The sequence below is a fragment of the Pseudomonas capeferrum genome (assembly GCF_000731675.1).
Taxonomy (GTDB): domain Bacteria; phylum Pseudomonadota; class Gammaproteobacteria; order Pseudomonadales; family Pseudomonadaceae; genus Aquipseudomonas; species Aquipseudomonas capeferrum.
Window position 1 is genome coordinate 258,085 of record NZ_JMIT01000005.1, and the last position, 26,297, is coordinate 284,381.

A 26,297-nucleotide genomic window follows, 5' to 3' on the forward strand; every position below is an offset into this window, starting at 1 on the left:
TCCGGCCCTCAGCTCTGCGACACGGACTTGGGCAGGATGTCGTTGGCCACCATCTCGCCGAACGGGCTCACGTAACCACCGGCTTTCGGTTGCTCCGGGCGCTGCACGTCGAGATGCGGGAACAACAGCTCGGCCACGCGGTAGGACTCTTCCAGGTGTGGGTAACCCGAGAAGATGAACGTATCGATGCCCAGCTCGGCGTATTCCTTGACCCGGGCCGCCACGGTCGGGCCATCGCCGACCAACGCAGTACCGGCACCACCACGCACCAGGCCGACACCCGCCCACAGGTTGGGGCTGACTTCCAGGTTGTCGCGATTGCCGCCATGCAGGGCAGCCATGCGCTGCTGGCCAACCGAGTCGAAGCGCGCCAGCGAGGCCTGGGCACGGGCGATGGTGTCATCGTCCAGGTGCGAAATCAGGCGGTCGGCTGCGGCCCAGGCTTCTTCGTTGGTTTCACGCACGATCACGTGCAGGCGGATGCCAAAGCGTACTTCACGGCCTTGGCCGGCAGCCTTTTCGCGCACCTGGGCGATTTTTTCGGCCACGGCGGCAGGTGGCTCGCCCCAGGTCAGGTACAGCTCGACCTGCTCGGCAGCCAGGTCCTGGGCCGCTTCGGACGAACCGCCGAAATACAGCGGCGGGCGTGGTTGCTGAATCGGCGGGTACAGCAGCTTGGCACCCTTTACCTGAATGTGCTTGCCGTCGTAATCGACGCTTTCGCCTTCCAGCACCTTGCGCCAGATGCGAGTGAACTCGACCGAGGCTTCGTAGCGTTCTTCATGGCTCAGGTGCAGGCCGTCACCGGCCAGTTCGTCCGGGTCGCCCCCGGTCACCAGGTTGAACAGTGCACGGCCATTGGACAAGCGGTCCAGGGTCGCGGCCTGGCGCGCCGCCACGGTCGGCGAAATGATGCCGGGGCGCAGGGCAACCAGGAATTTCAGATGCTGGGTCACTGGAATCAGCGACGCCGCCACCAGCCAGGAATCCTCGCAAGAACGCCCGGTAGGGATCAGCACCCCACCAAAACCAAGGCGGTCGGCAGCTTGGGCAATCTGCTGCAGGTAGCCATGGTCGACTGCGCGCGCGCCGTCGGACGTGCCCAGGTACTTGCCGTCACCATGGGTCGGGAGGAACCAGAAAATGTTAAGGCTCATTGGAGTTGTCTCCTCAAGGGTGGCTCAAGCCGGAGCGGCGCCCCGGCGCAGGCAAATCAATCAAGGCGCACTGGCGACCTTGGCCGGGGGTGTCCAGATCACGTCCTTGATGCTCAGCGGCTTGGGAATAAGCTTGAGTGCCTGGAATGTGTCGGCGATCTTCTGTTGTGCGGCCACCACCTCAGGGGTGAGCGGCGCGGCGCCGTAGCCTTGGCGCTTGACCGAGGTCAGGGTGATGTCGGCAGGCAGCCCCAGCAGCGGTGCGACCTGGTCGGTGACTTCCTGCGGGTTGGCCTGGGACCACTCGCCCACAGCGCGCACTTGCTCGATCAAGGTGCTGATCACAGCCGGGTGCTGAGTGGCGTAGTCACGGGTGGCGAGGTAGAACTGATGGTTGTCGACCAGGCCCTTGCCGTCACGCAGGGTGCGTGCCTGCAGCTGCTGCTCGGCGGCAGCCTGGTAAGGGTCCCAGATCACCCAGGCATCGACGCTGCCGCGCTCGAACGCAGCACGGGCATCGGCTGGAGGCAGGTAGACCGGTTGGATGTCGCTGTACTTGAGGCCGGCGTCTTCCAGCGCACGCACCAGCAGGTAGTGAACGTTCGAGCCCTTGTTAAGCGCGACCTTCTTGCCTTTGAGTTCTTTCACCGACTGGATCGGCGAACCCTTGGCTACCAGGATCGCTTCGCTGTGCGGCGCAGGCGGCTCGTAGGCGACATAGAGCAGGTCGGCACCGGCGGCCTGGGCGAACACGGGCGGTGTTTCGCCGGTGACGCCGAAGTCGATGGAGCCGACGTTCAGCCCTTCGAGCAGCTGCGGGCCACCGGGGAATTCGGTCCATTGCACTTGCACGCCCTGTTCGGCCAGGCGCTTCTCCAGCGTGCCCTTGGCCTTGAGCAGCACCAGGGTGCCGTATTTCTGGTAACCGATGCGCAGGCTCTCTGCCTGGGCTTGGGTGATGGCGCCGAAGGACACAGCCGCCGCAAACAGGGCGACCAGACCACGACGCAAGAAGACTGTGCGCATGGCGCTCTCCTGTGCGAATAGGGTTCGGGTTGCACCTGCTTGCCTCGTTGACGGGCGAGTAAGGTGGTACAGCAGTAAGGCGGGTCAGATGCTCCAGCGGGCGCTGATCAGCCGTTCATTCAATACACCGGGCGCTACCGGCCGCGGCCGACGGGCCAGGGCAACATGGAACGTTTCCAGCGAGTCATGCAGACGTTCTTGCAGGGCGCTCGCCAGTTGGGCTGGCTTGCTGCCTTCTGCGTAGACGACCTGGCTGTCGTCGGCGAAGATCCCTTGCAGGGTCTCTTGCGCCTTGAGTGCCGACAGCACCGGTTTCAACGCGTAATCCACCGCCAGCATGTGGGCGATGCTGCCGCCGGTGGCAATTGGCAGCACGATCTTGTGCTCCAGGGCGCGCTCGGGCAGCAGGTCGAGCAACGTCTTCAGCGCACCGGCAAACGAGGCCTTGTACACCGGGGTGGCGACGATCAGGCCGTCGGCTTGAGCCACCAGTTGCTGAAAGTGCTGCACCTGCGGGCTGTCGAAGCGTGCATGCAGCAGGTCTTCGGCGGGGAAGTCACGGACCTGGAACGTCACCACTTCAACGCCGCGGTCCTGCAGCCACTGGCGCGAGCGCTCGAGCAGCACGCCAGAGCGTGAACGGGTACCAGGGCTACCACCGATTGAGACGACCAGCATTGCAGCGCTTCCTTGTGTTCTGTTGGAGTGACATTAACAGCCTGTTTATATATCTAGAAATCATATTTTTTCATTTGTTTATTCCTTATTGTTATTTAGATGGTTTGCGGTTTTGAGGCTGCTCTGCGGCCCCAAGCTGCACAAATCCCAGGCAAAAAAAAGGGCCGTCGAAACGGCCCGAAAAACCCTGCATGGCTAAGAGCAATACAACGAGGATCCTTTAACGATTAGGCTGCGGCGTCAGGCGCAGGTAGGGCTTCACCGCTCGATACCCTTTGGGGAAGCGCTGCTTGATCTCTTCCTCGTCTTTGAGCGAAGGCACGATCACCACCTCATCACCGTCCTGCCAGTTACCTGGCGTGGCGACCTTGTAGTTGTCGGTCAGCTGCAGCGAATCGATCACCCGCAAGATTTCGTTGAAGTTGCGCCCGGTACTGGCCGGGTAGGTAATGGTCAGGCGCACCTTCTTGTTCGGGTCGATGACGAACAGCGAGCGCACGGTCAGGGTGTCGTTCGCATTCGGGTGGATCAAATCGTACAGGTCGGAAACCTTGCGGTCGGCGTCGGCGATGATCGGGAAGTTGACCACGGTGTTCTGGGTCTCGTTGATGTCATCGATCCACTTGTGGTGCGAGTCGACCGGGTCCACCGACAGCGCGATGGCCTTGACCCCACGCTTGGCGAAGTCGTCCTTGAGCTTGGCGGTCAGGCCCAGTTCGGTGGTGCACACCGGGGTGAAGTCGGCCGGGTGAGAGAACAGCACACCCCAACTGTTGCCGAGCCACTCATGAAAACGGATCTTGCCTTCACTGGAATCCTGTTCGAAATCGGGGGCGATATCGCCGAGTTTGAGGCTCATGGGGTGCGGCTCCTGTGCTGTGTTCTGGCCTTGTGACGTTCAATGTGCCTGCATTCGGTTAAAAACAAAAAGAATAAATACTGATTTATTTATAACCTAATAGCATACGAAATTGCAGGCACAAAAAAGCCTCGCACTAGGCGAGGCTCCTTGTTCAGCTACGGCTTACAGGAAGTTGTAAGTGTAGTTGAAGATCAGACGGGTCTGATCCTGGTCAGCCAGGGAGCTGGTGCCAGTACCACGGTAGACACCGTGACGCAGGCTGGCGCCCAGGCCCTTGAAGGTGCCTTCCTGGATGACGTAGTCGACGCGGGCGTCACGTTCCCATTCGCTGAAGGTACCGTTGCCGTTGGCGTTCTTGCCGTCTTCACCTTTCAGGTAGGAGACCGAGGCTTTCAGGCCTGGCACGCCCAGACGCGCGAAGTCATACGAGTACTGACCGAAGGTGGTGTTTTCACCGGCCTTGGCGAACTGGTTGATCATGCTGTCGGTGAACAGGTAGAAGCTCGAACCACCGGCGCCTTCGTTGCGGCCATTGCCGTCAACCACGTTGCCTTGGTTCAGCCAGACGAAGCCACCGTCGTCATTGACGCGCTGGTGGCCCAGCATCAACGCATGGCCACCCAGGGTGTAGGTGAACATGGCGGTCCAGGTCTTGTTGTCGACCTCGCCAGCGTTCTTGGCATAACCGCCGTTGTTGCTGAAGCGGTAGCCGGCTTCACCGTTTTTGCCGTCGCTGCTGCTGTCGAAGTAGCGCAGGTCGGTCTTGAACGACTGGTCGTCAGCGATCTTGAACACGTGGGTCGCGCCCAGGAAGTGCTGCTTGTAGAAGTCTTCCAGGTTCGAGTAGTAGTACTGCAGGGTCAGGTCTGGAGTGAGCTTGTAGTCCAGGCCGCCGTAGCGGAACTTGTTGCTGTCCTGGGTAGCGCCCGCCACGGACAGGCCGGTACGGTTGCTCGAAGCACGGCCCATGGCGTGGGTCAGCTGACCGGCGTTGACGGTCAGGTTGTCGATTTCCTTCGACTGGATGGTGCCACCCTCGAAGGTCTGCGGCAGCAGACGACCATCGTTGGCAACCAGGATCGGCAGGTTCGGCGCCAGGGCGCTACCGTAGTGAACCTCGGTCTTGGAGAAGCGAGCCTTGGCGTTACCGCCCACGCGCGCCCACTGGCTCACAGCAGAGCCGTCGGTATCGCTGGGGAAGAAGCTGCTGTTGTCAGGGTGCTTGCCGCGGCCGCCATCCAGGTGAATACCCCACAGGGCCTGGACATCGACGCCGAAACCAACGGTGCCTTCGGTGAAACCGGACAGGTAGTCGAGCTTGAAGCCCTGACCAGACTCGCGGTTGTCAGCACCGCCGTCACGGTTGTCGTTGTTGAAGTACATGGTGCGCGAGCTGAGCGACAGTTTGCTGTCTTCAACGAAACCGGCAGCGCCTGCTTGTTGGGCGAGAACCCCCAGTGCCACGGCCAGAGCCAGGCTGGACTTGTACATGTTTTGCTCCTCTACGTTCTAATTCTTGTGTATCTCTGGCGGCGGGATCTGCTGCCCTGCTCACCGTGGATTGGCGATTTAGTCCCAAAGCGTGACCATGAAGTCAATCATTTCTAAACGTTTCGCGACTTTGGTCTAAGGCCACCTGCGCTACAGGATAATGACAATCCTATAAATCCAAAATGACCGTTTTATGAATTTGTAAGATTATTCCGGAATATATTAGGAACCTTTACTGCCATTTGTTGTAGCCAGGCGCAGCATTCATAACTTTCAGTTATTTGCAAACGTTTGCTCATAACCTAATTCCATCACGGTCTAAGGGTCAAAGAGCCTAGCAGTGCTCTCGGTTTTCGCCATGGCGACAGGTCACCTTCCATTGCCTGCTCGGGCCGCACCTGCCTTACAGCAATTGGCTCCTAAGCTAATTCTAAAAAGTTATTTATTTTCGATTTCTTAGATCATCTAGTCTTCTCGCCATCCATCACATCGATTGCCTGACGAGAGGTTCACCATGATCCCGCACGCTCCGCTGCGCCTGTTCGCCGCCCTGACTCTCGCCAGCACCAGCTGGTTGGCCCAGGCTGCTGACCTGACCGTGGCCTACCAGACCACAGTCGACCCGGCCAAAGTGGCCCAGGTCGATGGCGACTACGAAAAAGCCAGCAAGGCCAGCATCGACTGGCGCAAATTCGATAACGGCGCCGATGTGATCACCGCCGTGGCCAGCGGTGACGTGCAAATTGGCTACCTCGGCTCCAGCCCCCTGGCCGCCGCCGCCACCCGCAAGCTGCCGGTCGAAACCTTCCTGATCGCCACCCAGATTGGTGCTGGCGAAGCGCTGGTGGCGCGCGACACCATCAAGACGCCACAAGACCTGATCGGCAAGAAAGTCGCCGTGCCCTTCGTCTCCACCGGCCACTACAGCCTGTTGGCGGCGCTCAAGGCGTGGAACATCGACCCCACCAAGGTGCAGATCCTCAACCTCGCACCACCGGCCATCATTGCGGCCTGGAAGCGCGGTGACATCGACGCCACCTACGTCTGGGACCCGGCCCTGGGCGTGGCCAAGGAAAACGGCAAAGTGCTGATCACCTCGGGTGAACTGGCCGCAAAAGGCGCACCTACCTTCGACGCCTGGATCGTGCGCAAGGACTTCGCCGACAAGCACCCCGACGTGGTCAAGGCCTTCGCCAAGGTCACGCTCGACGCCTACGCCGACTACCGCAAAGACCCGCAAGCCTGGCTGGCCGACAAAGACAACGTGGCCAAGCTGGTCAAGCTGTCCGGCGCCAAGGCCAGCGATATCCCGGTACTGCTGGAAGGCAACGTCTACCCCTTGGCCGCAGACCAGGCCAACGCCCTGGGTGCGCCAACCACCAAAGCACTGACCGACACGGCTAACTTCCTCAAGCAGCAAGGCAAGGTCGACGCCGTGCTGCCGGACTACTCGCCGTACGTCAGCGCCAAGTTCCTGCCTAATTGACCCGGAGCCAGCCATGGCCTTGCTTGAACTGGAGCGCATCAGCGCACAGTACCCCGGCGCCAGCACCCCGGTGCTGGCCGACATCAACCTGAGCCTGGGGCCACGCCAACTGCTGGTGGCCTTGGGGCCGTCCGGCAGCGGCAAGACTTCGCTGCTCAACCTGATCGCCGGCTTCGTGGCCCCCAGCGGCGGACGCATCAGCCTGGACGGCGTGCCGGTCAAAGGCCCAGGCGCCGAACGCGGCGTGGTGTTCCAGGACGACGCCTTGCTGCCCTGGCAGAACGTGCTGGGCAACGTCGCCTTCGGCCTTGAGCTGGCCGGCGTGCCGCGCGCGCAACGTGAAGCCAAGGCCCGCGAGATGCTGGCCCTGGTCGACCTGGAAGGGTTCGCCGAGCGGCGCATCTGGCAATTGTCCGGTGGCCAGAAGCAGCGTGTGGGCCTTGCCCGCGCGCTGGCGGCCGACCCACGTGTACTGCTGATGGACGAACCGTTCGGCGCACTCGACGCGTTCACCCGCGAGCAGATGCAAGAGCTGCTGCTGCAGGTCTGGCAGCGCACCGCCAAGCCGGTGTTCCTGATTACTCACGACATCGAAGAAGCCGTATTCCTCGCCAGCGAGCTGGTGTTGCTGGCCCCCAATCCCGGCCGTGTGGTCGAGCGCCTGCAACTGGACTTCGGCCAGCGCTATGCCGCTGGCGAGTCGGCCCGGGCGATCAAGTCCGACCCACGCTTCATCGAAACCCGCGAGCATGTGCTGGCGCGGGTCTTCTCCCAACGCCAAAGCCTGCAGGAGCGCGCATGAGCAGCTTGGATCTGCCGGTCAACGGCAAGCACGATAGCCACACCCGGCCTGCCGAAAAGACACGCCGCCCGCTTTCCACCCGCTGGATCAGCACCCTGACCCTGGCCAGCCTGCTGCTGGTCTGGTGGCTGGTGACGGCAGCTGGCTGGATCGAGCCGCTGTTCCTGCCCTCGCCCGGCGACATCCTGGCCAGGGCCTGGACCCTGCTGACCCAAGGCTACATGGATGCCAGCCTGTGGCAGCACCTGGGCGCCAGCCTGGGCCGCATCGGCCTGGCCCTGGTGGCCGCGACCCTGACCGCCATTCCGGTCGGTATCGCCATCGGTTACAACCGCGTGGCGCGGGGCATTCTCGACCCGCTGATCGAGTTCTACCGCCCTATCCCGCCGCTGGCCTATCTGCCGCTCATCGTCATCTGGTGCGGCATTGGCGAGCTGTCGAAAGTGCTGCTGATCTACCTGGCGATCTTCGCCCCGATTGCCATCGCCACCGCTACCGGCGTGCGCACTGTCGACCCGACCAAGCTGCGCGCCGCGCAGTCGCTGGGCGCCAGCAAGGCGCAGTTGATCCGTCACGTGATCCTGCCCAGCGCATTGCCCGACATCCTCACCGGCATCCGTATCGGCCTGGGCGTGGGCTGGTCGACCCTGGTGGCCGCAGAACTGATCGCCGCCACCAGCGGCCTGGGCTTCATGGTGCAGTCGGCGGCGCAGTTCCTGGTCACCGACGTGGTGGTGCTGGGCATCCTGCTGATCGCCCTGATCGCCTTTGCCCTGGAGATGAGCCTGCGCGCCCTGCAACGCAAACTGGTGCCCTGGCACGGGCAAAGCCACTGACCACGCCGGCATTTCGGCGCCCATAGAACAGATCGAGACCGACATGAGCCTGACCATCACCCCTCTCAGCCCGGCGCTCGGCGCGCAGATCAGCGGCGTGGACATCAGCCGCGCTATCACCGCCGAGCAGCGCGATGCCATCGAACAGGCGTTGCTCAAGCATCAGGTGCTGTTTTTCCGCGAGCAACCGCTCAACCCGGAGCAGCAGGCCAGCTTCGCTGCCCGCTTTGGTGACCTGCACATCCACCCGATCTACCCCAACGTGCCCGAAACCCCGCAGGTGCTGGTACTCGACACGGCGGTCACCGACGTGCGCGACAATGCGGTATGGCACACCGACGTGACCTTTCTGCCGACCCCGGCCCTGGGCGCGGTACTCAGCGCCAAGCAGCTGCCGGCGTATGGCGGCGACACCCTGTGGGCCAGTGGTATTGCCGCGCTGGAAGCCTTGTCGGCGCCGTTGCGCGCGATGCTCGACGGGCTCACCGCTACCCACGACTTCACCAAGTCATTCCCGCTCGAACGGTTTGGCACAACGCCCGAAGACCTGGCGCGCTGGGAGGCGACACGGCGCAACAACCCGCCGCTGTCGCACCCGGTGATACGCACCCACCCGGTGAGCGGGCGCAAGGCGCTGTTCGTCAACGAGGGGTTCACCACGCGCATCAACGCGTTGAACGAGTATGAAAGCGAAGCGTTGCTCAAGCTGCTGTTCGCCCATGCGACACGGCCGGAGTTCAGCATTCGCTGGCGCTGGCAGGAAAATGATGTGGCGTTCTGGGACAACCGCGTGACCCAGCATTTTGCGGTGGATGATTACCGGCCTGAGCGGCGGGTGATGCACCGGGCGACGATCCTGGGGGATGCGCCGTTCTGAAAATTGATGGGGCCTGCACCGGCCTCTTCGCGGGGCAAGTCGGCTCGCCGCACCGCCGCTCCCACAAGTACCCCGCTGCTCTCAGGCATTGTGCGGAATCTGTGGGAGCGGCCCTTGGGGTCTAGCGGACCAGGTGCAGGTACTGCATGTGCCGCTCGTACTGGTCGAGGATGTCGTTGATGATCTGCTCCTTGCTGTAGCCCACCAGGTCGTAGTTCTGGCTGCCCTCGCTCAGGTGCACCTCCGCCCGGTAATAGCGGCGGTTTTTCAACTCCTGCGTACCCAGCCCACCCAATGCAAACGACGGCGTGAAATAGCCACGCATCTGCACCTGGTAGATGAACGGTTGCTCTTCACCATGGCCGATCTTCAGGCTGACGTTGTCATGGCTGGGGTCGTCCTGGGTAATCAGCACCAGGCCCTTCTGCTCGAACACTTCACGCACATCGGCAATCGCCGGGCGCACCACGTCGTCCATGAAGCGGTACACCTCATCACGCGACGGAAAGTGCACCGCCTGGCTCAGGCGCTGACGCCAGCCACCACGCCCGCGGCGTGACTGGGCGAACGGGGCCAACGAATGCATCTGCGCGATCTGCCGCTGGGACTCCAGGTAGAACGCCTTGTGCAGCCCCCACATCATGCACAGCAAGATCAGCGAGAACGGCAGCGAGGTCAGCACCACCGCCGACTTCAGCGAATCGATGCTGCCGGCAAACAGCAGTGCGCTGGTGATCAGCGCGGTCATCGCACCCCAGAAGATCCGCAACCAGTTAGGCCCGTCTTCATCCGGGTCACCGCCCTTGGCCGACAAGGTCGACAACACCACGGTGCCCGAGTCGGCCGAAGTGACGAAGAACACGAAACTGATGAACACCGTCGTCGCGATCACCGCCTTGCTCCAGGGATACGTTTCCAGCAGCAGGTACAGGCTCATCGACGGGTTATCCAGGGCAGACTGGCCAAGCGCGGTCATGCCGTGGTTGATGACCTGGTCCAGGGCGCTGTTGCCGAAGATCGACATCCACGCCAGGGTGAAGCCCAGGGGGATCAGCAACACGCCGAAGACGAATTCGCGGATGGTGCGGCCACGCGAGATGCGCGCAATGAACAAGCCCACGAAGGGCGCCCAGGCAATCCACCAGGCCCAGTAGAACACCGTCCAGCCGCCCAGCCAGTCGCGGTTTTCACCGTAGGCATAGACGTCGAAGCTCTTGCGTGGCAAGGCGCCGAGGTAATCACCCAGGTTCTGGATGAGCGTATTGAACAGGTGCTGGGTGGGGCCGGCGAACAGCACGAACAGCAGCAGGGCGCAGGCCAGGAACAGGTTGATGTCGCTCATCACCCGCACGCCCTTCTCCACCCCGGCGACCGCCACGGCCACCGCCGCACCCATCATCAAGGTGATCAGGGCCACCTGCACCCACTGGCTGTGGCTGATACCGAACAGGTAGTCGAGGCCGGCGTTCAGGTGCAACACGCCAAAGCCCATGTCGGCGCCCAGGCCAAACACCGTGGCAATGATGCCGAAGCCGTCCACCGCGTAGCCGATCGGCCCGTTGATACGTTTGCCGATCAGCGGGTACAGCGCCGAGCGCAGGGCCAGTGGCAGGTTATGCCGGTAGGCGAAGTAGGCCAGTGCCATGCCGACGAAGGCAAACACACCCCAGCCGTGCAGGCCCCAGTGCAGGAACAGGATCTGCATCGCCTGGCGCCCGGCCTCTGCCGTGCCCGCTTCGCCCTGGGGCGGCTGCAGCATGTGGGTCAGGGGTTCGGACACGCAGAAGAAGAACAGCGTGATGCTGATGCCGGCGGCAAACAGCATGCCGGCCCAGGACAGGTAGCTGAACTCGGGTTCGTCGTGGTCGGCACCGAGTTTGATCTTGCCGTAGCCGGACAAGGCGGTGACCACCACGAAGACCAGGTACAGCGTCATCGCCAGCATGTAGTACCAGCCGACCGTGTTGGCCGCCCAGTTCTGCGCCGCCAGCAACCAGTCGCCGGCAGCTTGCGGGTTGATGATGACCACCAGGCCGAAGAGAAGGATGAAGCTTGCCGCGAAATAGAACACCGGGGGGTTCATGCGGATCTTGCCATTGGCAAGGGATGGGTTCGGTGCACTCATCGGGCATGCACCTCGTCGAGTGACGAAAGGTTCGGAATGAACGGGTTCAGCAAAGGAATCCTCCTGTTGAACACCGGCAGCGGACCAGCGTTTATCATTGAACAAGCGTTCAAGTTAAACATGGATCGGGATTTGATGCGAACCGGGGTGCTGATCGGTTTATGCCTGTACCGTCCCTTTCGCGGGGCAAGCCCGCTCCCACAGGTGCCCCACCAGACCCGAGATTGGGGGGCTCATGTGGGGGCGGGCTGGCCCCGCGAAAGGGACGGCCAAGACCGTAGATAGCTTAGGTCAGTTCTTGTCCTGGCAATCGAGCTGCAGGTTCGCCTGGGTAATGTTGCTCTCGGCCGGCACGCTGCGGGTCAGCCACACGTTACCGCCAATGGTCGAGCCCTTGCCGATGGTAATGCGCCCCAGGATCGTCGCCCCCGCATAGATCACCACATCGTCCTCGACGATGGGGTGGCGCGGCAGGCCTTTGTGCAGCGTCCCCGACTCATCGCTGGGGAAGCGTTTGGCGCCCAGGGTGACTGCCTGGTAGATACGCACACGCTCGCCGATGATGGCCGTCTCGCCAATCACCACCCCAGTGCCATGGTCGATGAAGAAGCTCGGCCCGATCTGCGCCCCGGGGTGGATGTCGATACCGGTTGCCGAATGCGCCAGCTCCGAACTGATACGGGCCAGCAGCGGCAGGCCCGCCTGGTACAGATGGTGCGCCAAACGGTGATGGATGATCGCCAGAATGCCGGGGTAGCACAGCAGCACTTCGTCAACACTGCGCGCCGCCGGGTCGCCGTGGTAGGCGGCCAGCACGTCGGTGTCGAGCAGCACGCGCAAGTTGGGCAACGCCGCGGCAAAGGCCTGGATCAGGCGCAGGGCCTGGGCATCGACGGCTGCCAGGTCGCCCTGGCTTTGCCGGGCGGCGTAGCGCAGCTCCAGGCGGGCCTGGGCCAGTAACGCGGTCAAGGCGGCGTCCAGGGTGTGGCCTACGTAGAAATCCTCGCTCTCTTCACGCAGGTCAACCGGCCCCAGCCGCATGGGGAACAGCGCCCCGCACAACTGTTCGAGGACTTGCCGCATGGCCTCGCGAGAAGGCAGTTCGCGCCCACCCTGCTCGCCAATGCTGCGGCCATTGCGGCTGCGCCACTGCTCGCGGGCGCTGCGCAAACCACTGACGATGCTGTGCAGCTGCCAATGGGCGGATGTTGGTTGTTCGCTCACGGTGTTCTCCTGCCTGGGGCCAATCTGTCGTTATGCAAACCACTCTACGGCAAATCCATCCCTTGGAAAAAACAACGCTTTATTCCCTCCTGCGCTAAGTAGGGCATAAGCCGCGATGACGGCGCCAGCATCCTGGCCTAACCTCAAAGCTGACTTACATCGACAGAAAAACAAAAAAGGAATAATAAGATAATTTTTTATTATTTCCTGGCCTAAGCGGCCAACTCTATAGTCGCCACCCACCACTTCCACAACAAGCGCGGGGCCTGACATGTCGAAATTCGCCAAACCGCTACTCAACGCCAGCCTGGCCATCCTGCTGGGTGCCGGCCTGCTCAGCCAGGCGTTCGCAGGCGAGCAGTTGAAGACCATCCAGGAAAAGGGCGTGATCAACGTCGGCCTGGAAGGCACCTACCCGCCCTTCAGCTTCCAGGACGAAAACGGCAAGCTGAGCGGCTTCGAAGTCGAGCTTTCCGAGCTGCTGGCCAAGGAGCTGGGGGTCAAGGCCAAGGTTCAACCGACCAAATGGGATGGCATCCTCGCGGCACTGGAGTCCAAGCGGCTGGATGTGGTGATCAACCAGGTGACCATTTCCGAAGAGCGCAAGAAGAAGTACGACTTCTCCGAGCCCTACACCGTCTCTGGCATTCAGGCGCTGATCCTGAAGAAGAAGGCCGCACAGCTGAACATCAAGACCGCGCAGGACCTGGCAGGCAAGAAGGTCGGCGTGGGCCTGGGCACCAACTACGAACAATGGGTGAAGCAGGACGTGCCGAAAGCGGACGTGCGCACCTACGAGGATGACCCGAGCAAGTTCGCCGACCTGCGCAACGGCCGCATCGACGCCATCCTGATCGACCGCCTGGCCGCGTTGGAATACGCGCAAAAAGCCAAGGACACGGAACTGGCCGGTGACGCCTTCTCGCGTCTGGAAAGCGGCGTGGCCCTGCGCAAGGGCGAGCCTGAACTGCTGGCGGCAATCAACAAGGCCATCGACAAGCTCAAAGCCGACGGCACGTTGGCCAAGCTGTCGGAAAAATACTTCGGTGCTGATGTCACCAAATGATCGCTGAAAGCCTGCAACTCGTTGTCGATTCCACGCCCTTCCTGCTGAAGGGCGCGGGTTATACGGTGCTGCTCAGTGTCGGCGGCATGTTCTTCGGCCTGGTGCTGGGCTTTGCCCTGGCCCTGATGCGGCTGTCGAAGATCCTGCCGCTGGACTGGCTGGCACGCATCTACGTGTCGTTCTTCCGAGGCACGCCGCTGCTGGTGCAGCTGTTCGTGATCTACTTCGGCATGCCGCAGATCGGTATCGAACTCGACCCGATCCCGGCCTCGCTGATCGGCCTGTCGCTGAACATGGCCGCCTATATCTGCGAAATCCTGCGGGCGGCGATTTCCTCGATCGACCGTGGCCAGTGGGAGGCCGCCGCCAGCATTGGCATGACCCGCACCCAGGCCATGCGCCGGGCAATCCTGCCGCAGGCTTTACGCACAGCCTTGCCGCCGCTGGGCAACAGCTTCATCTCGCTGGTCAAGGACACTGCCCTGGCGGCGACTATTCAGGTGCCCGAGCTGTTCCGCCAGGCCCAGCTGATTACTGCGCGCACCTTCGAAGTCTTCACCATGTACCTGGCTGTGGCCGTTATCTACTGGATACTCTGCAGTATCCTCGCGCACTTCCAGAACCGCATGGAAGCGCGGGTCAACCAACATGACCAGGAGCACTGAGCATGATCGTAGTCAAGGGCCTGTCCAAGCAGTTCAAGGGCCAGACCGTGCTCAACGGCATCGACCTTACCGTGCAGCCAGGCGAAGTGGTCGCCATCATCGGCCCCAGCGGCTCTGGCAAGACCACCTTCCTGCGCTGCCTGAACCTGCTGGAAACCCCCGACGCGGGGCAGATCCAGATCGGCGCCATCAGCATCGATGCCAATCGCCCGCTGGGCGGTCAGCAAAGTGCGATCCGCCGGTTGCGTCAGCAGGCCGGGTTCGTGTTCCAGAACTTCAACCTGTTCCCGCACCGCACTGCCCTGGAGAACGTGATCGAGGGGCCGGTGATCGTCAAGAAAACGCCCCGCGACCAAGCCGTGGCGCTGGGGCGTAAGCTGTTGGCCAAGGTCGGCCTGGCGGGCAAGGAAGACGCCTACCCCCGGCGCCTGTCCGGTGGCCAGCAGCAGCGGGTAGCCATTGCCCGTGCCCTGGCCATGGAGCCTGAGGTGATCCTGTTCGACGAACCCACCTCGGCGCTCGACCCCGAGCTGGTCGGTGAAGTGCTCGCCACCATCCGCGGCCTCGCCGAAGAGAAGCGCACCATGATCATCGTCACCCACGAGATGGGCTTTGCGCGGGATGTGGCGAACCGAGTGATCTTCTTCGACAAGGGGGTGATCGTCGAGCAGGGCGAGGCCAAGGCGTTGTTTGCCGCGCCCAAGGAAGAACGTACTCGGCAGTTCTTGCGCAAGTTTCTCGGTACTGCGGCTTCCGAGTAAGCCTGCACCGGCCTCTTCGCGGGTTTGCCCGCGATAGGGCCGGCACACCCGCTGCACATCTCGACTTCTATATATATTCCAAAAGGTTAGTTCATAATCTTTTAATAAGCCATTAGGGTATATACACCGGACCACCGGACCAGCAAACGTCTGTCGCCATCAGCTGAAGCGACACAACTACTTTTGTGAGGTTAGGAATGGTCAGGATCACAATCACCCCAGTGCGTATCGCCAGGGCATTGAGTGCAGCCAAGGAGCGGTACTGATGTCCAGCCAGCCAAATACCCTTTTCCATAGCGACCTCGACAGCTCGCCCCTGCTGCTGCCAGCCAAGGTGCTGCGCAACGACGCCGAAGCCCTGCAAGCTGCTCGCGAGCTGGCCGATGTGGCCCGTGAGCAGGCCGCGCGCCGCGACCAGCAACGCAAGCTGCCATGGGCAGAGATCGAGCAGTTCACCCGCAGCGGCTTGGGCAGCATCAGCGTACCCAAGGCCCACGGCGGACCTGATGTCTCGTTCGAAACCGTCGCCGAAGTATTCCGCCTGATCAGTGCCGCCGACCCGGCCCTGGGGCAGATCCCGCAGAATCAGTTCGGCATGCTGCAGTTGCTGCGCCTGACGGCCACCGAGGCACAGCAGGCGGTGATCTTCCGCAGCGTGCTGGACGGCTGGCGCATCGGCAACGCCGGCCCCGAGCGCGGCACCAAAGACACCCTGACCCTGAAGGCGAAGATCACCCTCACGGGCGACGGCTATCGCATCAGTGGCGAAAAGTTCTACTCCACTGGTGCCTTGTTCGCCCACTGGGTGGCGGTCAAGGCGCTGGATGACGAGGGCCGCCAGCGCCTGGCCTTCGTCCGCCGTGGCAGCCCGGGCCTGCGCATCGTCGATGACTGGTCCGGGTTCGGCCAACGCACCACTGCCAGCGGCACCGTGCTGCTCGACCAGGTGCCGGTGGACGCGGAACTGGTGATCGACAACTGGCGCCAGCGTGACATCCCCAATATCCAGGGGGCAGCCTCGCAGTTGATCCAGGCCGCCATCGACGCCGGCATCGCCGAAGCAGCCATCGAAGAGGCCATCCGCTTTGTGCGGGAGAAGTCGCGGCCGTGGATCGAGGCCAAGGTCGAGCGCGCCAGCGACGACCCGTATGTGATTGCCGATATCGGCCGCCTCAAGCTTGAGCTGCACGCTGCCGAGGCGCTGCTGCGCAAGGCAGCGCGGGTACTCGATGAGGTCAATGCAACGCCAGTGGACGCAGCCGCTGCGGCCCGCGCGTCGATCGCCGTGGCCGAGGCCAAGGTGTTGACCACCGAAATCAGCCTGCAGGCCAGCGAGAAGCTGTTCGAGCTGGCCGGCAGCCGCGCCACCCTTGCCGAGTTCAACCTCGACCGCCACTGGCGCAATGCCCGGGTGCACACCCTGCATGACCCGGTGCGCTGGAAGTACCACGCGGTGGGGGCCTACCACCTCAACGGCACCCTGCCTGCTCGGCATTCCTGGATCTGATTTTTTTTGGCCCTGGGGGCTGCTGTGCAGCCCTTTCGCGACGCAAGGCCGCTCCTACAGACAGCCCCCGCCCCCTGTAGGAGCGGCCTTGCGTCGCGAAAGGGCCGCGAAGCGGCCCCAAAGGCCCCGGAGAAACACCATGACCACAAACATCATCACCCACGACACCCAAGCCCTGGCCATCGCCGAAGACATCGCCCAGCAACTGCGCCGCGACAGCGCCCTGCGCGACCGCGAGCGCCGCCTGCCCCTCGCCGAACTCGACCTGTTCACCCGCTCTGGCCTGTGGGCCATCAGCGTACCCAAGGCCTTCGGCGGCGCCGGTGTCTCCAACGTTACCCTGGCCAAGGTCATCGCCCGCATTGCCCAGGCCGACGCCTCGCTCGGGCAAATACCGCAAAACCATTTCTACGCCCTGGAAGTGCTGCGCGTAAACGGCAGCCCCGAGCAGCAACAGCGCCTGTACGCCGAAGTGCTGGCGGGCCGGCGCTTCGGCAATGCCTTGGCCGAGCTGGGCACGAAAACCGCCAACGACCGCACCACCCGCCTGACCCGAGATGGCGACGGCTTTCGTATCAATGGCCGCAAGTTCTACGCCACCGGCGCCCTTTACGCCCAGCGCATCCCCACCTCGGTGATCGACGAAGACGGCGTGCAGCAACTGGCCTTCGTCCCCGCCGACAGCCAGGGCCTGCAGGTGATCGACGACTGGAGCGGTTTTGGCCAGCGCACCACCGGCAGTGGCTCGGTGGTATTCGACAACGTGTGGGTGCGCACCGAAGACGTCGTGCCGTTCCAGAGCGCCTTCGAACGCCCGACCCCGGTCGGCCCACTGGCACAGATCCTCCACGCTGCCATCGACACCGGCATCGCCCGCGCCGCCTACGAGGATGCCCTGCACTTCGTGCGCACCCGCAGCCGCCCCTGGGTCGACTCGGGCCTGGACAAGGCCAGCGAAGACCCACTGAGCCTGAAGAGCTTCGGCCAGCTCGCAATCCGCCTGCACGCCACCGAAGCCCTGCTGGAACGCGCGGGCGAATACCTCGACCGCGCCCAGCAGGACAGCAGCGCCGACAACGTCGCCGCCGCCTCCATCGCCGTGGCCGAAGCACGCGCCATCAGCACCGAAATCTCCCTCGCCGCCGGTACCACGCTGTTCGAACTGGCCGGCAGCCAGGCCACCCTGGCCGAGCACAACCTCGACCGCCACTGGCGCAACGCCCGGGTGCACACCCTGCACGACCCGGTGCGCTGGAAGTACCACGCCATCGGCAACTACTACCTCAACAACGAAAACCCGCCGCGCCGGGGGACCATCTGATGGCCAAGCAGATGCTGCTCAATGCCTTCAACATGAACTGCATCGGGCATATCAACCATGGCCTGTGGACCCACCCACGGGACACCTCGACCCAGTACAAGACCCTCGCCTACTGGACCGACCTGGCCCGCCTGCTGGAACGGGGGCTGTTCGACGGGCTGTTCATCGCCGACATCGTCGGCACCTACGACATCTATGGCCAGTCGCTGGAGGTGACCCTCAAGGAGTCGATCCAGCTGCCGGTCAACGACCCCTTGCTGCTGGTTTCGGCCATGGCCGCAGTCACCCGCCACCTGGGCTTCGGCCTTACCGCCAACCTCACGTACGAAGCGCCCTACCTGTTCGCCCGCCGCCTCTCCACCCTCGACCACCTGAGTAATGGCCGGGTCGGCTGGAACATCGTCACCGGCTACCTCGACAGCGCTGCCCGCGCCATGGGCCTGGCGCAGCAACCCGAGCACGACCGCCGCTACGACCAGGCCGACGAATACCTGCAGGTGCTGTACAAACTGCTCGAAGGTAGCTGGGCCGACGATGCCGTGGTCGCCGACCGCGAGCAGCGCATCTACGCCCAGCCCGACAAGGTGCGCAAGGTCAGCCACCACGGCGAGTTCTACAACGTCGAGGGCTACCACCTGAGCGAACCGTCACCGCAGCGCACACCGGTGCTGTTCCAGGCGGGCAGCTCCACGCGTGGCCTGGCGTTCGCCGGCAACCATGCCGAATGCGTGTTCATCAGCGGCCAGGACAAAACCGCCACCCGCGCCCAGGTCGACAAGGTACGCGCCGCCGCCCAGGCAGCCGGCCGCGATCCGCAGGCCATCAAGGTGTTCATGGGCATCACGGTGATCGTCGCCGCCACCGAGCAACAGGCCCAGGCCAAGCATGCCGAGTACCTGCGTCATGCCAGCCCAGAGGCTGGCGTTGCGCACTTCGCCGCCTCCACCGGCATCGATTTTGCGGCCTATGGGCTGGACGAGCCGATCGGTTTCAGCAAGGGCAACGCCATTCAGTCGGCCACCCGCCAGCTGCAGGAAAACGCCTGGACCCGCCGCCGTCTGCTTGAGCAACACGCCCTGGGCGGCCGCTACGTGACCTTGGTCGGCACACCCGAGCAGGTCGCCGATGCGTTGATCGCCTGGCTCGACGAAACCGGGCTGGACGGCTTCAACCTGACCCGCACCGTCACCCCGGAAAGCTTTGAAGACTTCATCGACCTGGTCATCCCGCAACTGCAACAGCGTGGCCGTTACAAGACCGCCTACGCCGAAGGCACCCTGCGCGCGAAGCTGTTCGACACCGACCACCCGCACCTGCCCGCCAGCCACCCCGGCTCGGCCTACCGCTTCACCCCAACCCCTGCCCCGACTGGAGCCTTGCACCATGCTTGAGAAACTGTTCCGGCCCGTCGCGGCCATGGCCTTCACCCTCGGCCTGTGCGCCAGCGCGATCGCCGCCGAGCCCTTGAAGATCGGTACCACCTCAGCCTTCGCCATCCCACTGGAAACCGCCGTGGAAGAGGCTCACAAGCAGGGCCTGGAGGTCAAGCTGATCGAGTTCAGCGACTGGATCGCACCCAATGTCAGCCTCAACAGCGGCGACATCGACGTGAACTACTTCCAGCACATCCCGTTCCTGGAAAACGCCAAGGCCGCCGCAGGCTTCAACCTGGTGCCTTACGCGCCGGGCATCATCAACAACGTCGGCTTGTACGCCAAGCGATACAAAAGCTTCGCCGAGCTTCCCGAAGGCGCCAGCGTGGCCATCGCCAACGACCCGATCAACAGCGGCCGTGGCCTGCAGCTGCTGGCCAAGGCCGGGCTGATCACGCTCAAGCCGGGGGTCGGCTACAAGGCCACCGAGGACGACATCGTCGCCAACCCCAAGAAACTGAAGATTCTGCAGGTCGAGGCGGTGCAACTGGTGCGCGCCTATGACGACGCCGACCTGGTCCAGGGCTACCCGGCCTATATCCGCCTGGCCAACACCTTCGACGCCACCTCGGCGCTGCTGTTCGACGGCCTGGAAAACAAGGAGTACGTGATCCAGTTCGTCATCCGTCCGCAAAACAAGGACGACCCCCGCCTGGCCAAGTTCGTCGACATCTACCAGCACTCGCCCGCCGTGCGCGCGGCGTTGAACAAAGCCCACGGCAACCTCTACCAGGCCGGTTGGGAGGGCTGACATGAGCCAGGCCAGCGCACTCAGGGCGCCGACACCACAACCATTGCCGCCAACGGCCAAGGAACAGGCCCTGCGCCCCGAGGTCAATGAAGCCCATGTGCGCTTCATCGGCCTGGGCAAGACCTACCCTGGCCAGGCGCAGCCCGCCTTGCACGGCATCGACCTGAACATCCGCCGGGGTGAGATCTTCGGCATCATCGGCCGCAGCGGCGCCGGCAAGTCATCGCTGCTGCGTACCATCAACCGCCTGGAGCAGCCCAGCCAAGGCCGCGTGCTGATCGACCAGGTGGACATCGCGCCATTCGACGAGGAAAGCCTGGTCACGCTGCGCCGTCGCATCGGCATGATCTTTCAGCACTTCAACCTGATGTCGGCCAAGACCGTGTGGCAGAACGTCGAGCTGCCGCTGAAGGTGGCCGGGGTGCCCAAGGCCGAACGCCAACGCAAGGTCCGCGAACTGCTGGAGCTGGTTGGCCTGCAGGAAAAGCACCAGGTCTACCCGGCGCAGCTTTCCGGCGGGCAGAAGCAGCGGGTCGGTATTGCCCGGGCGCTGGTGCACGACCCCGAGATCCTCTTGTGCGACGAGGCCACATCGGCACTGGACCCCGAAACCACGGCCTCGATCCTGGAGCTGCTGCGCGACATCAACCAGCGCCTGGGCCTGACCATCGTACTGATCACCCATGAGATGGCGGTGATCCGTGATATCTGCCACCGCGTGGTGGTACTGGAGCGTGGCGAAGTGGTCGAACAGGGCGAGGTCTGGCGGGTATTCGGCGCGCCACGTCACGAGGTGACCCGCACCTTGCTCGCGCCGTTGCAGGCCAAGCTGCCGGCTAGCTTGCAGGCCAGCCTCAAAGCCAGCCCGGTGAGCCGCGACAGCGCCGTGGTACTCAAGCTGACCCTGCTCGGCGAGCCGGAGCTGTCTGCCCTGTTCAACGACCTGGGCGGGCGTGTACGCCTGCTGCAAGGGGGTGTTGAAACCATCGGTGAGCATGCGCTCGGGCAGTTGATCCTGTCGGTGCAGCACTCGCCACACGAAACCCACCAGTTGCTGGCGCGCGCCCGCCGTTGGGCCGAAGACGTGGAGGTATTGGGCCATGTGGTTTGATCGCCTGCTTGAAGGCTTGCTCGATACCCTGCTGATGGTCGGCGTGTCTTCGCTGATCGCCCTGTTGGTCGGGGTACCGATGGCGGTGCTGCTGGTCACCAGCGACAAAGGCGGGATATTCGAGGCGCGCCTGCTTAACCGGGTGCTGGGCGCGTTCGTCAACCTGTTCCGCTCGATCCCCTTTCTGATCCTGATGGTCGCGCTGATACCGTTCACCCGCCTGTTGGTCGGTACTACCTACGGCGTGTGGGCGGCCGTGGTGCCGCTGACCATCGCCGCCACACCCTTCTTTGCACGCATTGCCGAAGTGAGCTTGCGCGAAGTCGACCATGGCTTGGTGGAAGCCGCGCAAGCCATGGGCTGCCGGCGCTGGCACATCGTCTGGCATGTGCTGTTGCCCGAAGCGCTGCCGGGCATCGTCGGCGGGTTCACCATCACCCTGGTGACCTTGATCAACTCGTCGGCCATGGCCGGGGCGATTGGCGCCGGTGGGCTGGGGGATATTGCCTATCGCTATGGGTACCAGCGCTTTGACAGCCAGATCATGCTGACCGTGATTGCCATGCTGGTGGCGCTGGTGGCGGTGATTCAGCTGGGTGGGGATCGGTTGGCGAAGGGGTTGAACAAGCGGTGAGCCATTTGGGGGGCCGCTGTGCGGCCCCAAAATCTTACGGGCACCACCTCACTCCCAATCCAAATCCCCAGCCGGCACCGGCCGCCCAAACCAGTACCCCTGCCCCAACTGACACTGTTCCTGCAGCAAAAAGCTGGCCTGTTCCTGCTGCTCGATGCCCTCGGCATGCACCTGCATGCCCATGCTGCGGGCCAGGGCGATGATCACCCGCACAATCGCAATGTCATCGTCGTCATGCGGCAACCCGGCGACAAAACCCTGGTCGATCTTCAACTTCTGCACCGGCAAGCGCTTGAGGCGCAGCAGCGACGAATAGCCTGTACCGAAATCGTCGATCGCCAAGGTGACCCCCAGCTCACGCAAGCGATGCAGCTGCTCCAGCGCCACTTCCGGGTCTTCCATCACTGCGCTTTCGGTCACTTCCAGTTCGAGCAACGCCGGGTCAAGGCCGGTTTCGTGCAACACCTCGGCCACCTGCCGATACAGCGCGTGCTGGCCAAACAGACGGCTTGAGATATTCACCGCCACAAAGGCCATTTGCCGGCCTTCACGCTGCCACTGCACCATCTGCCGGCACGCCTGGCGCAGCACCCAGGCGTCGATCTCGGCAATCAGCCCGGTGCGTTCGGCGATCGGGATGAATTCGCTCGGGGGCACCAGGCCGCGTTGCGGATGCTGCCAGCGTACCAGCGTCTCGACCCCAACCCGCTTCGCCGTGGCCAGGTCGTGCACCGGCTGGAAGTACGCCCGCAATTCGTCCTGCTCCAGCGCCCGGCGCAGCTCCCCCGCGGTTTCCACCCGGTGCTGGGCGTGCGCGGTCAGCTCCTCGGTGTACAGCGCATAGCAGGCGCGCCCGCTGCTCTTGGCCTTGAACAGCGCCGAGTCGGCGTTACGCAGCAGCTGCTCGGCGCTCAAGGCATCGCTGGGGAACAGGCCGATGCCCACGCTGACACTGATGAACAGGCGATGCCCATCAAACACGAACGGCTCGCGCATACGCTCGATGATGCGCTGCGCCAGCTTGCCGGCCTGGCCGACCTGCTGGCAGTTCTCGGCCAGCACACCGAACTCGTCGCCGCCCAGGCGCGCCAGGGTCACACCGCTGCCCACCACCTCACCCAGGCGCTCGCCCACCAGCTTGAGCAACTGGTCGCCAATGGTGTGGCCAAGCCCGTCGTTGATGCTCTGGAAATGGTCCAGGTCGAGCAGCAGTAAGCCGCAACCGCGCTTGTTGGCTTGCGCCGTCACCAGTGCCTGTTCGACGCGGTCGGTGAACAGCAAGCGGTTGGGCAGGCCGGTCAGCGGGTCGTGATGCGCCAGGTAGGCCAGCTCTTGCTCGGTATGCTTGATCGCGCTGATGTCGCTGAACACCGCCACGTAATGGCTCAGCTCGCCGGCGTCATCGTGTATGGCACGGATGGTTTGCCATTGCGGGTAGATCTCGCCACTTTTGCGGCGGTTCCAGATCTCGCCGCTCCACTCGCCCTTCTCGGCCAGGGTGGCGAAGATCTGCTGATAGAACGCCACGCCATGGCGGCCCGACTTGAACTTGTTCGGGCGCTGGCCAACGACCTCGTCCTGCTGGTAGCCGGTGATGCGCATGAAGGCGCGGTTGACGTGCACGATCAAGCCTTGGCGGTCGGTCACCAGCACGCCTTCGAGGGTACTGTCGAACACCGCCGCCGCCATGCGCAGCCGCTCGCGGTCCTCGCCGCGCAGACGCACGCCGATGCCGATGAAATTCAGCAGCCGCGCGCGCGAAACGAAGATCAGCACCGCGCTGAACAACACCCAGATAACCACATTGATCTGCTGCCCCACGGTCAGCGCCAGCGGGTCGTCAGTCATACCCTGCAGCAGTACCTGGGCCAGCACCAGCCAGAGGATCGACAGCACCACATAGAGCGCTGCCATGCGCAAGGCGTCGCGAACGGAAACAGACATGTCGGGGGGAGTGGCCCTTGAACGAAGATCAGGCATTATAAAGGTTGAAACATGTCGTGACGTCCTATCTGAATGGGTGACTGGTTTTATTTCCCTGCCAAGGGATAATCATGCACTTCCCCTGTGTTCTCGAGGGTTTTAACACCTATGTGGTACAACGGCCTGCTCGACTTGTCGGCCTGGCAACTGGTCGGCATCACACTGCTGATGACCCATGTGACCATCGTCAGCGTCACGGTTTACCTGCATCGCTACTCCGCGCACCGGGCCTTGGAGCTCAATGGCGCGCTCAAGCACTTCTTCCGCTTCTGGCTGTGGCTGACCACGGCGCAGAACACCCGCGAGTGGACCGCCGTCCACCGCAAGCACCACGCCAAGTGCGAAACCCCGGACGACCCGCACAGCCCGGTTCACAAGGGCTTGAGCACGGTCCTGCGCAAAGGCGCCGAACTCTACCGCGAAGAGGCGCGCAACCCCGAAACCTTGCGCATCTACGGCAAGAACTGCCCGGACGACTGGATCGAGCGCAACCTCTACTCGCGCTACAAGCTGGGCGGCATTGCCCTGCTGGCAGTGATCGACCTGCTGCTGTTCGGCACCCTCGGCATCACCGTCTGGGCGGTGCAGATGATGTGGATTCCGTTCTGGGCTGCCGGTGTGGTCAACGGCCTTGGCCATGCGGTGGGCTACCGCAATTTCGAATGCCGTGACGCCGCCACCAACCTGGTGCCGTGGGGCATCGTCATCGGTGGCGAAGAGCTGCACAACAACCACCACACCTACCCCAACTCGGCCAAGCTCTCGGTCAAGCGCTGGGAGTTCGACATGGGCTGGGCCTGGATCCGCCTGTTCTGCATGTTGCGCCTGGCCAAGGTGCAGCGCGTGGCACCGATCGCCCACCGGGTAGAAGGCAAGGCCAACCTGGACATGGACACCGCCATGGCCATCCTCAACAACCGCTTCCAGATCATGGCCCAGTACCGCAAGCTGGTGATCGTCCCGCTGGTCCAGCAGGAACTGGCCAAAGTCGATGCGTCGGTACGCCACCGCTTCCGCCGCGCCAAGCGCCTGCTGTCGCGCGAGACCAGCCTGCTGGAGGACCGCCACCACGTACGCATCGAGTCGCTGCTCGCACACAGCCAGGCGCTCAAGGTCATCTACGAAAAGCGCCTGGCCTTGCAGCAAATCTGGGCGCGCACCAGCGCCAATGGCCACGACATGCTCGCCGCCATGAAGGACTGGGTGCACGAGGCCGAAGCCAGCGGTATTCACGCCCTGCACGACTTCGCCGCACAGCTCAAGACCTACTCCCTGCGCCCCACCGGCGCCTGAAGGCCATTGATCGGCACGCCCTGCTGTCAGGGTGTGCCGCTCGGAACTTCCCCCTCTGGTTTCGACTCCAACCCGGCACATCGCCCGCGTGGCGGGCCTGATGCCGGCCGCACGCTTCCTTGTCGAGACTCGCTCCGTGCACATGGCCAAAAAATTTCCAACATCGCTGCCCGGCACCCCACGTCCAGAAGCCGCCCAAACCTTGCTGGCCCTGCTTCACGCCCAAGGCGAAGTCGCGCGCCTGAGTGAGCGCGAACAGCTGTTCAGTTCATTGCTCGACAGCGTCAACGCCGTGCTTTGGGCGTTCGACTGGGAAGCCCGCCAGGTGCTGTACGTCAGCCCTGCCTACGAACGCATCTTTGGCCGCCCGGCCAGCCTGGTGCTGGCCGACTACAACGAGTGGCGCGACAGCATCTACCCCGACGACCTCGAATACGCCGAGCGCAGCCTGGCCCAGGTGCTGCTCAAAGGTTCGGTGGAAGACCGCGAGTACCGCATCCTCAATGCCGAAGGCCAGGTGCGCTGGCTGAGCGACAAGTGCTACATCAACCAGCAGCGCGAGGGCGAGCAGCGGGTGATCGTTGTCGGCATCGCCGAGGACATCACCGAGAAGAAGCAGCTTGAAGGCGAACTGCATCGCCTGGCCACCACCGACGTGCTGACCCAAAGCAGCAACCGCCGGCACTTCTTCGAATGCGCCCAACAGGCGTTCGAAAGCGCCCGCGAGGACGGCACGCCCCTGGCATTCCTGCTGCTGGATATCGACGACTTCAAGCAGGTCAATGACAGTTACGGCCACCAGGAAGGCGACCAGGTACTGCAGCGCATCGCTGACAGCGGCAAAGCCGTGCTACGCCGGGGCGACCAGTTCGGGCGTATTGGTGGCGAGGAGTTTGCGGCAGTGTTCCCTGGCTGCAATGCGCAGGTGGCAGAGCAGATTGCCGAGCGTTTGCAACGCGAGATCCAACGGCTGAGTTTCAGCCATGGCGATCACGAATATGGTGTGACCGTGAGCCAGGGGCTGACGGCGTTGAGCGACGAGGACGAGTCCCTGGACAGCCTGTTCGCCCGCGCCGATGCGGCGATGTACCGGGCCAAACGCCAGGGGAAGAACCAGATCGTACGGGGGTAGTTAGGTGAAATCTTTCTCGCCTGCGACACGCTCAGAGTCGCGATTGAAATTCCACAAAACAATACATAGATCGCTG

Annotated in this window: 23 protein-coding genes; 15 read left to right on the forward strand and 8 right to left on the reverse strand. The window is 63.3% G+C overall.

What is annotated here, in order from left to right:
• Positions 1–8 precede the first annotated feature (8 nt).
• The 5 genes from ssuD to PC358_RS25290 form a co-directional block, all read right to left on the reverse strand.
• Positions 9–1,157 carry an FMNH2-dependent alkanesulfonate monooxygenase gene (ssuD, locus tag PC358_RS25270; RefSeq protein ID WP_033703242.1) on the reverse strand — a complete coding sequence of 383 codons (1,149 nt, stop codon included), beginning with the start codon at positions 1,155–1,157 and terminating at the stop codon, positions 9–11.
• A gap of 60 nt (positions 1,158–1,217) precedes the next feature.
• Positions 1,218–2,183: a sulfonate ABC transporter substrate-binding protein gene (locus tag PC358_RS25275; RefSeq protein WP_033703243.1), complete on the reverse strand. Its 966-nt coding sequence runs from the start codon at positions 2,181–2,183 to the stop codon at positions 1,218–1,220.
• A gap of 84 nt (positions 2,184–2,267) precedes the next feature.
• Positions 2,268–2,861 carry an NADPH-dependent FMN reductase gene (gene ssuE, locus PC358_RS25280; protein WP_033703244.1) on the reverse strand — a complete coding sequence of 198 codons (594 nt, stop codon included), beginning with the start codon at positions 2,859–2,861 and terminating at the stop codon, positions 2,268–2,270.
• Between the two features lie 220 nt (positions 2,862–3,081).
• Complete coding sequence (locus PC358_RS25285; protein ID WP_033703245.1) at positions 3,082–3,720, reverse strand: peroxiredoxin; 639 nt, start codon at positions 3,718–3,720, stop codon at positions 3,082–3,084.
• A 165-nt stretch (positions 3,721–3,885) separates the two neighbouring features.
• Positions 3,886–5,214 carry an OprD family porin gene (locus PC358_RS25290; RefSeq protein ID WP_033703246.1) on the reverse strand — a complete coding sequence of 443 codons (1,329 nt, stop codon included), beginning with the start codon at positions 5,212–5,214 and terminating at the stop codon, positions 3,886–3,888.
• Positions 5,215–5,728: 514 nt separating this feature from the next.
• Between PC358_RS25290 and tauA the strand changes: the two genes are divergently transcribed.
• From tauA to tauD, 4 genes are read left to right on the forward strand one after another with little or no spacing between them, the layout of a single operon-like run.
• Positions 5,729–6,700 (forward strand): taurine ABC transporter substrate-binding protein, encoded by a 972-nt coding sequence (tauA, locus tag PC358_RS25295; RefSeq protein ID WP_033703247.1) that lies wholly within the window; start codon positions 5,729–5,731, stop codon positions 6,698–6,700.
• A gap of 13 nt (positions 6,701–6,713) precedes the next feature.
• A complete protein-coding gene (gene tauB, locus PC358_RS25300; protein ID WP_033703248.1) occupies positions 6,714–7,502 on the forward strand; it encodes a taurine ABC transporter ATP-binding subunit in 789 nt (262 codons plus the stop codon).
• Positions 7,499–8,338 (forward strand): taurine ABC transporter permease TauC, encoded by an 840-nt coding sequence (gene tauC, locus PC358_RS25305; RefSeq protein WP_033703249.1) that lies wholly within the window; start codon positions 7,499–7,501, stop codon positions 8,336–8,338. Before tauB ends, tauC begins: the two co-directional genes overlap by 4 nt.
• A 43-nt stretch (positions 8,339–8,381) precedes the next feature.
• Positions 8,382–9,215 (forward strand): taurine dioxygenase, encoded by an 834-nt coding sequence (gene tauD, locus PC358_RS25310; RefSeq protein ID WP_033703251.1) that lies wholly within the window; start codon positions 8,382–8,384, stop codon positions 9,213–9,215.
• A gap of 121 nt (positions 9,216–9,336) precedes the next feature.
• Here tauD and betT read toward each other — a convergent pair whose 3' ends face one another.
• Both betT and epsC read right to left on the reverse strand, forming a co-directional pair.
• The gene (gene betT / locus PC358_RS25315; protein ID WP_167334472.1) at positions 9,337–11,298 is read right to left on the reverse strand and encodes a choline transporter BetT; all 1,962 of its coding nucleotides are present in this window, start codon (positions 11,296–11,298) and stop codon (positions 9,337–9,339) included.
• A gap of 333 nt (positions 11,299–11,631) precedes the next feature.
• The gene (gene epsC / locus PC358_RS25325; RefSeq protein WP_033703256.1) at positions 11,632–12,564 is read right to left on the reverse strand and encodes a serine O-acetyltransferase EpsC; all 933 of its coding nucleotides are present in this window, start codon (positions 12,562–12,564) and stop codon (positions 11,632–11,634) included.
• Between the two features lie 271 nt (positions 12,565–12,835).
• Here epsC and tcyJ point away from each other — a divergent pair, with 271 nt between their 5' ends.
• From tcyJ to PC358_RS25370, 9 genes are all read left to right on the forward strand, one after another.
• The gene (tcyJ, locus tag PC358_RS25330) at positions 12,836–13,630 is read left to right on the forward strand and encodes a cystine ABC transporter substrate-binding protein (RefSeq protein WP_033703257.1); all 795 of its coding nucleotides are present in this window, start codon (positions 12,836–12,838) and stop codon (positions 13,628–13,630) included.
• Complete coding sequence (tcyL, locus tag PC358_RS25335) at positions 13,627–14,295, forward strand: cystine ABC transporter permease (RefSeq protein ID WP_033703258.1); 669 nt, start codon at positions 13,627–13,629, stop codon at positions 14,293–14,295. The genes tcyJ and tcyL overlap by 4 nt, the downstream gene beginning before the upstream one ends.
• Positions 14,296–14,297: 2 nt before the next feature.
• Positions 14,298–15,056, forward strand: coding sequence for an L-cystine ABC transporter ATP-binding protein TcyN (gene tcyN / locus PC358_RS25340; protein ID WP_033703260.1), 759 nt, complete (start codon positions 14,298–14,300; stop codon positions 15,054–15,056).
• 265 nt (positions 15,057–15,321) lie between these two features.
• Entirely contained in the window at positions 15,322–16,563 is a 1,242-nt protein-coding gene (locus PC358_RS25345) for an SfnB family sulfur acquisition oxidoreductase (protein WP_033703261.1), read from the forward strand.
• Between the two features lie 139 nt (positions 16,564–16,702).
• Positions 16,703–17,884, forward strand: coding sequence for an SfnB family sulfur acquisition oxidoreductase (locus PC358_RS25350; protein WP_033703262.1), 1,182 nt, complete (start codon positions 16,703–16,705; stop codon positions 17,882–17,884).
• Positions 17,884–19,275 carry an LLM class flavin-dependent oxidoreductase gene (locus tag PC358_RS25355; RefSeq protein ID WP_033703263.1) on the forward strand — a complete coding sequence of 464 codons (1,392 nt, stop codon included), beginning with the start codon at positions 17,884–17,886 and terminating at the stop codon, positions 19,273–19,275. The genes PC358_RS25350 and PC358_RS25355 overlap by 1 nt, the downstream gene beginning before the upstream one ends.
• Complete coding sequence (locus PC358_RS25360; RefSeq protein WP_033703264.1) at positions 19,268–20,068, forward strand: MetQ/NlpA family ABC transporter substrate-binding protein; 801 nt, start codon at positions 19,268–19,270, stop codon at positions 20,066–20,068. Before PC358_RS25355 ends, PC358_RS25360 begins: the two co-directional genes overlap by 8 nt.
• Before the next feature lies 1 nt (position 20,069).
• Positions 20,070–21,179, forward strand: a complete 1,110-nt coding sequence (locus PC358_RS25365; protein ID WP_033703265.1) for a methionine ABC transporter ATP-binding protein — start codon at positions 20,070–20,072, stop codon at positions 21,177–21,179.
• Positions 21,169–21,813 (forward strand): methionine ABC transporter permease, encoded by a 645-nt coding sequence (locus PC358_RS25370; RefSeq protein WP_033703266.1) that lies wholly within the window; start codon positions 21,169–21,171, stop codon positions 21,811–21,813. The genes PC358_RS25365 and PC358_RS25370 overlap by 11 nt, the downstream gene beginning before the upstream one ends.
• A gap of 48 nt (positions 21,814–21,861) precedes the next feature.
• On the opposite strand, the gene dibA is transcribed toward PC358_RS25370, so the two are convergent.
• On the reverse strand, positions 21,862–23,757 hold the full coding sequence (dibA, locus tag PC358_RS25375) for a phosphodiesterase DibA (RefSeq protein ID WP_033703267.1): 1,896 nt from the start codon (positions 23,755–23,757) through the stop codon (positions 21,862–21,864).
• 147 nt (positions 23,758–23,904) lie between these two features.
• On the opposite strand from dibA, the gene desA reads away from it, so the two are divergent.
• Positions 23,905–25,089, forward strand: a complete 1,185-nt coding sequence (desA, locus tag PC358_RS25380) for a delta-9 fatty acid desaturase DesA (RefSeq protein WP_033703268.1) — start codon at positions 23,905–23,907, stop codon at positions 25,087–25,089.
• Positions 25,090–25,189: 100 nt separating this feature from the next.
• Positions 25,190–26,221: a GGDEF domain-containing protein gene (locus PC358_RS25385; protein WP_033703269.1), complete on the forward strand. Its 1,032-nt coding sequence runs from the start codon at positions 25,190–25,192 to the stop codon at positions 26,219–26,221.
• The last annotated feature ends 76 nt before the right edge of the window (positions 26,222–26,297 follow it).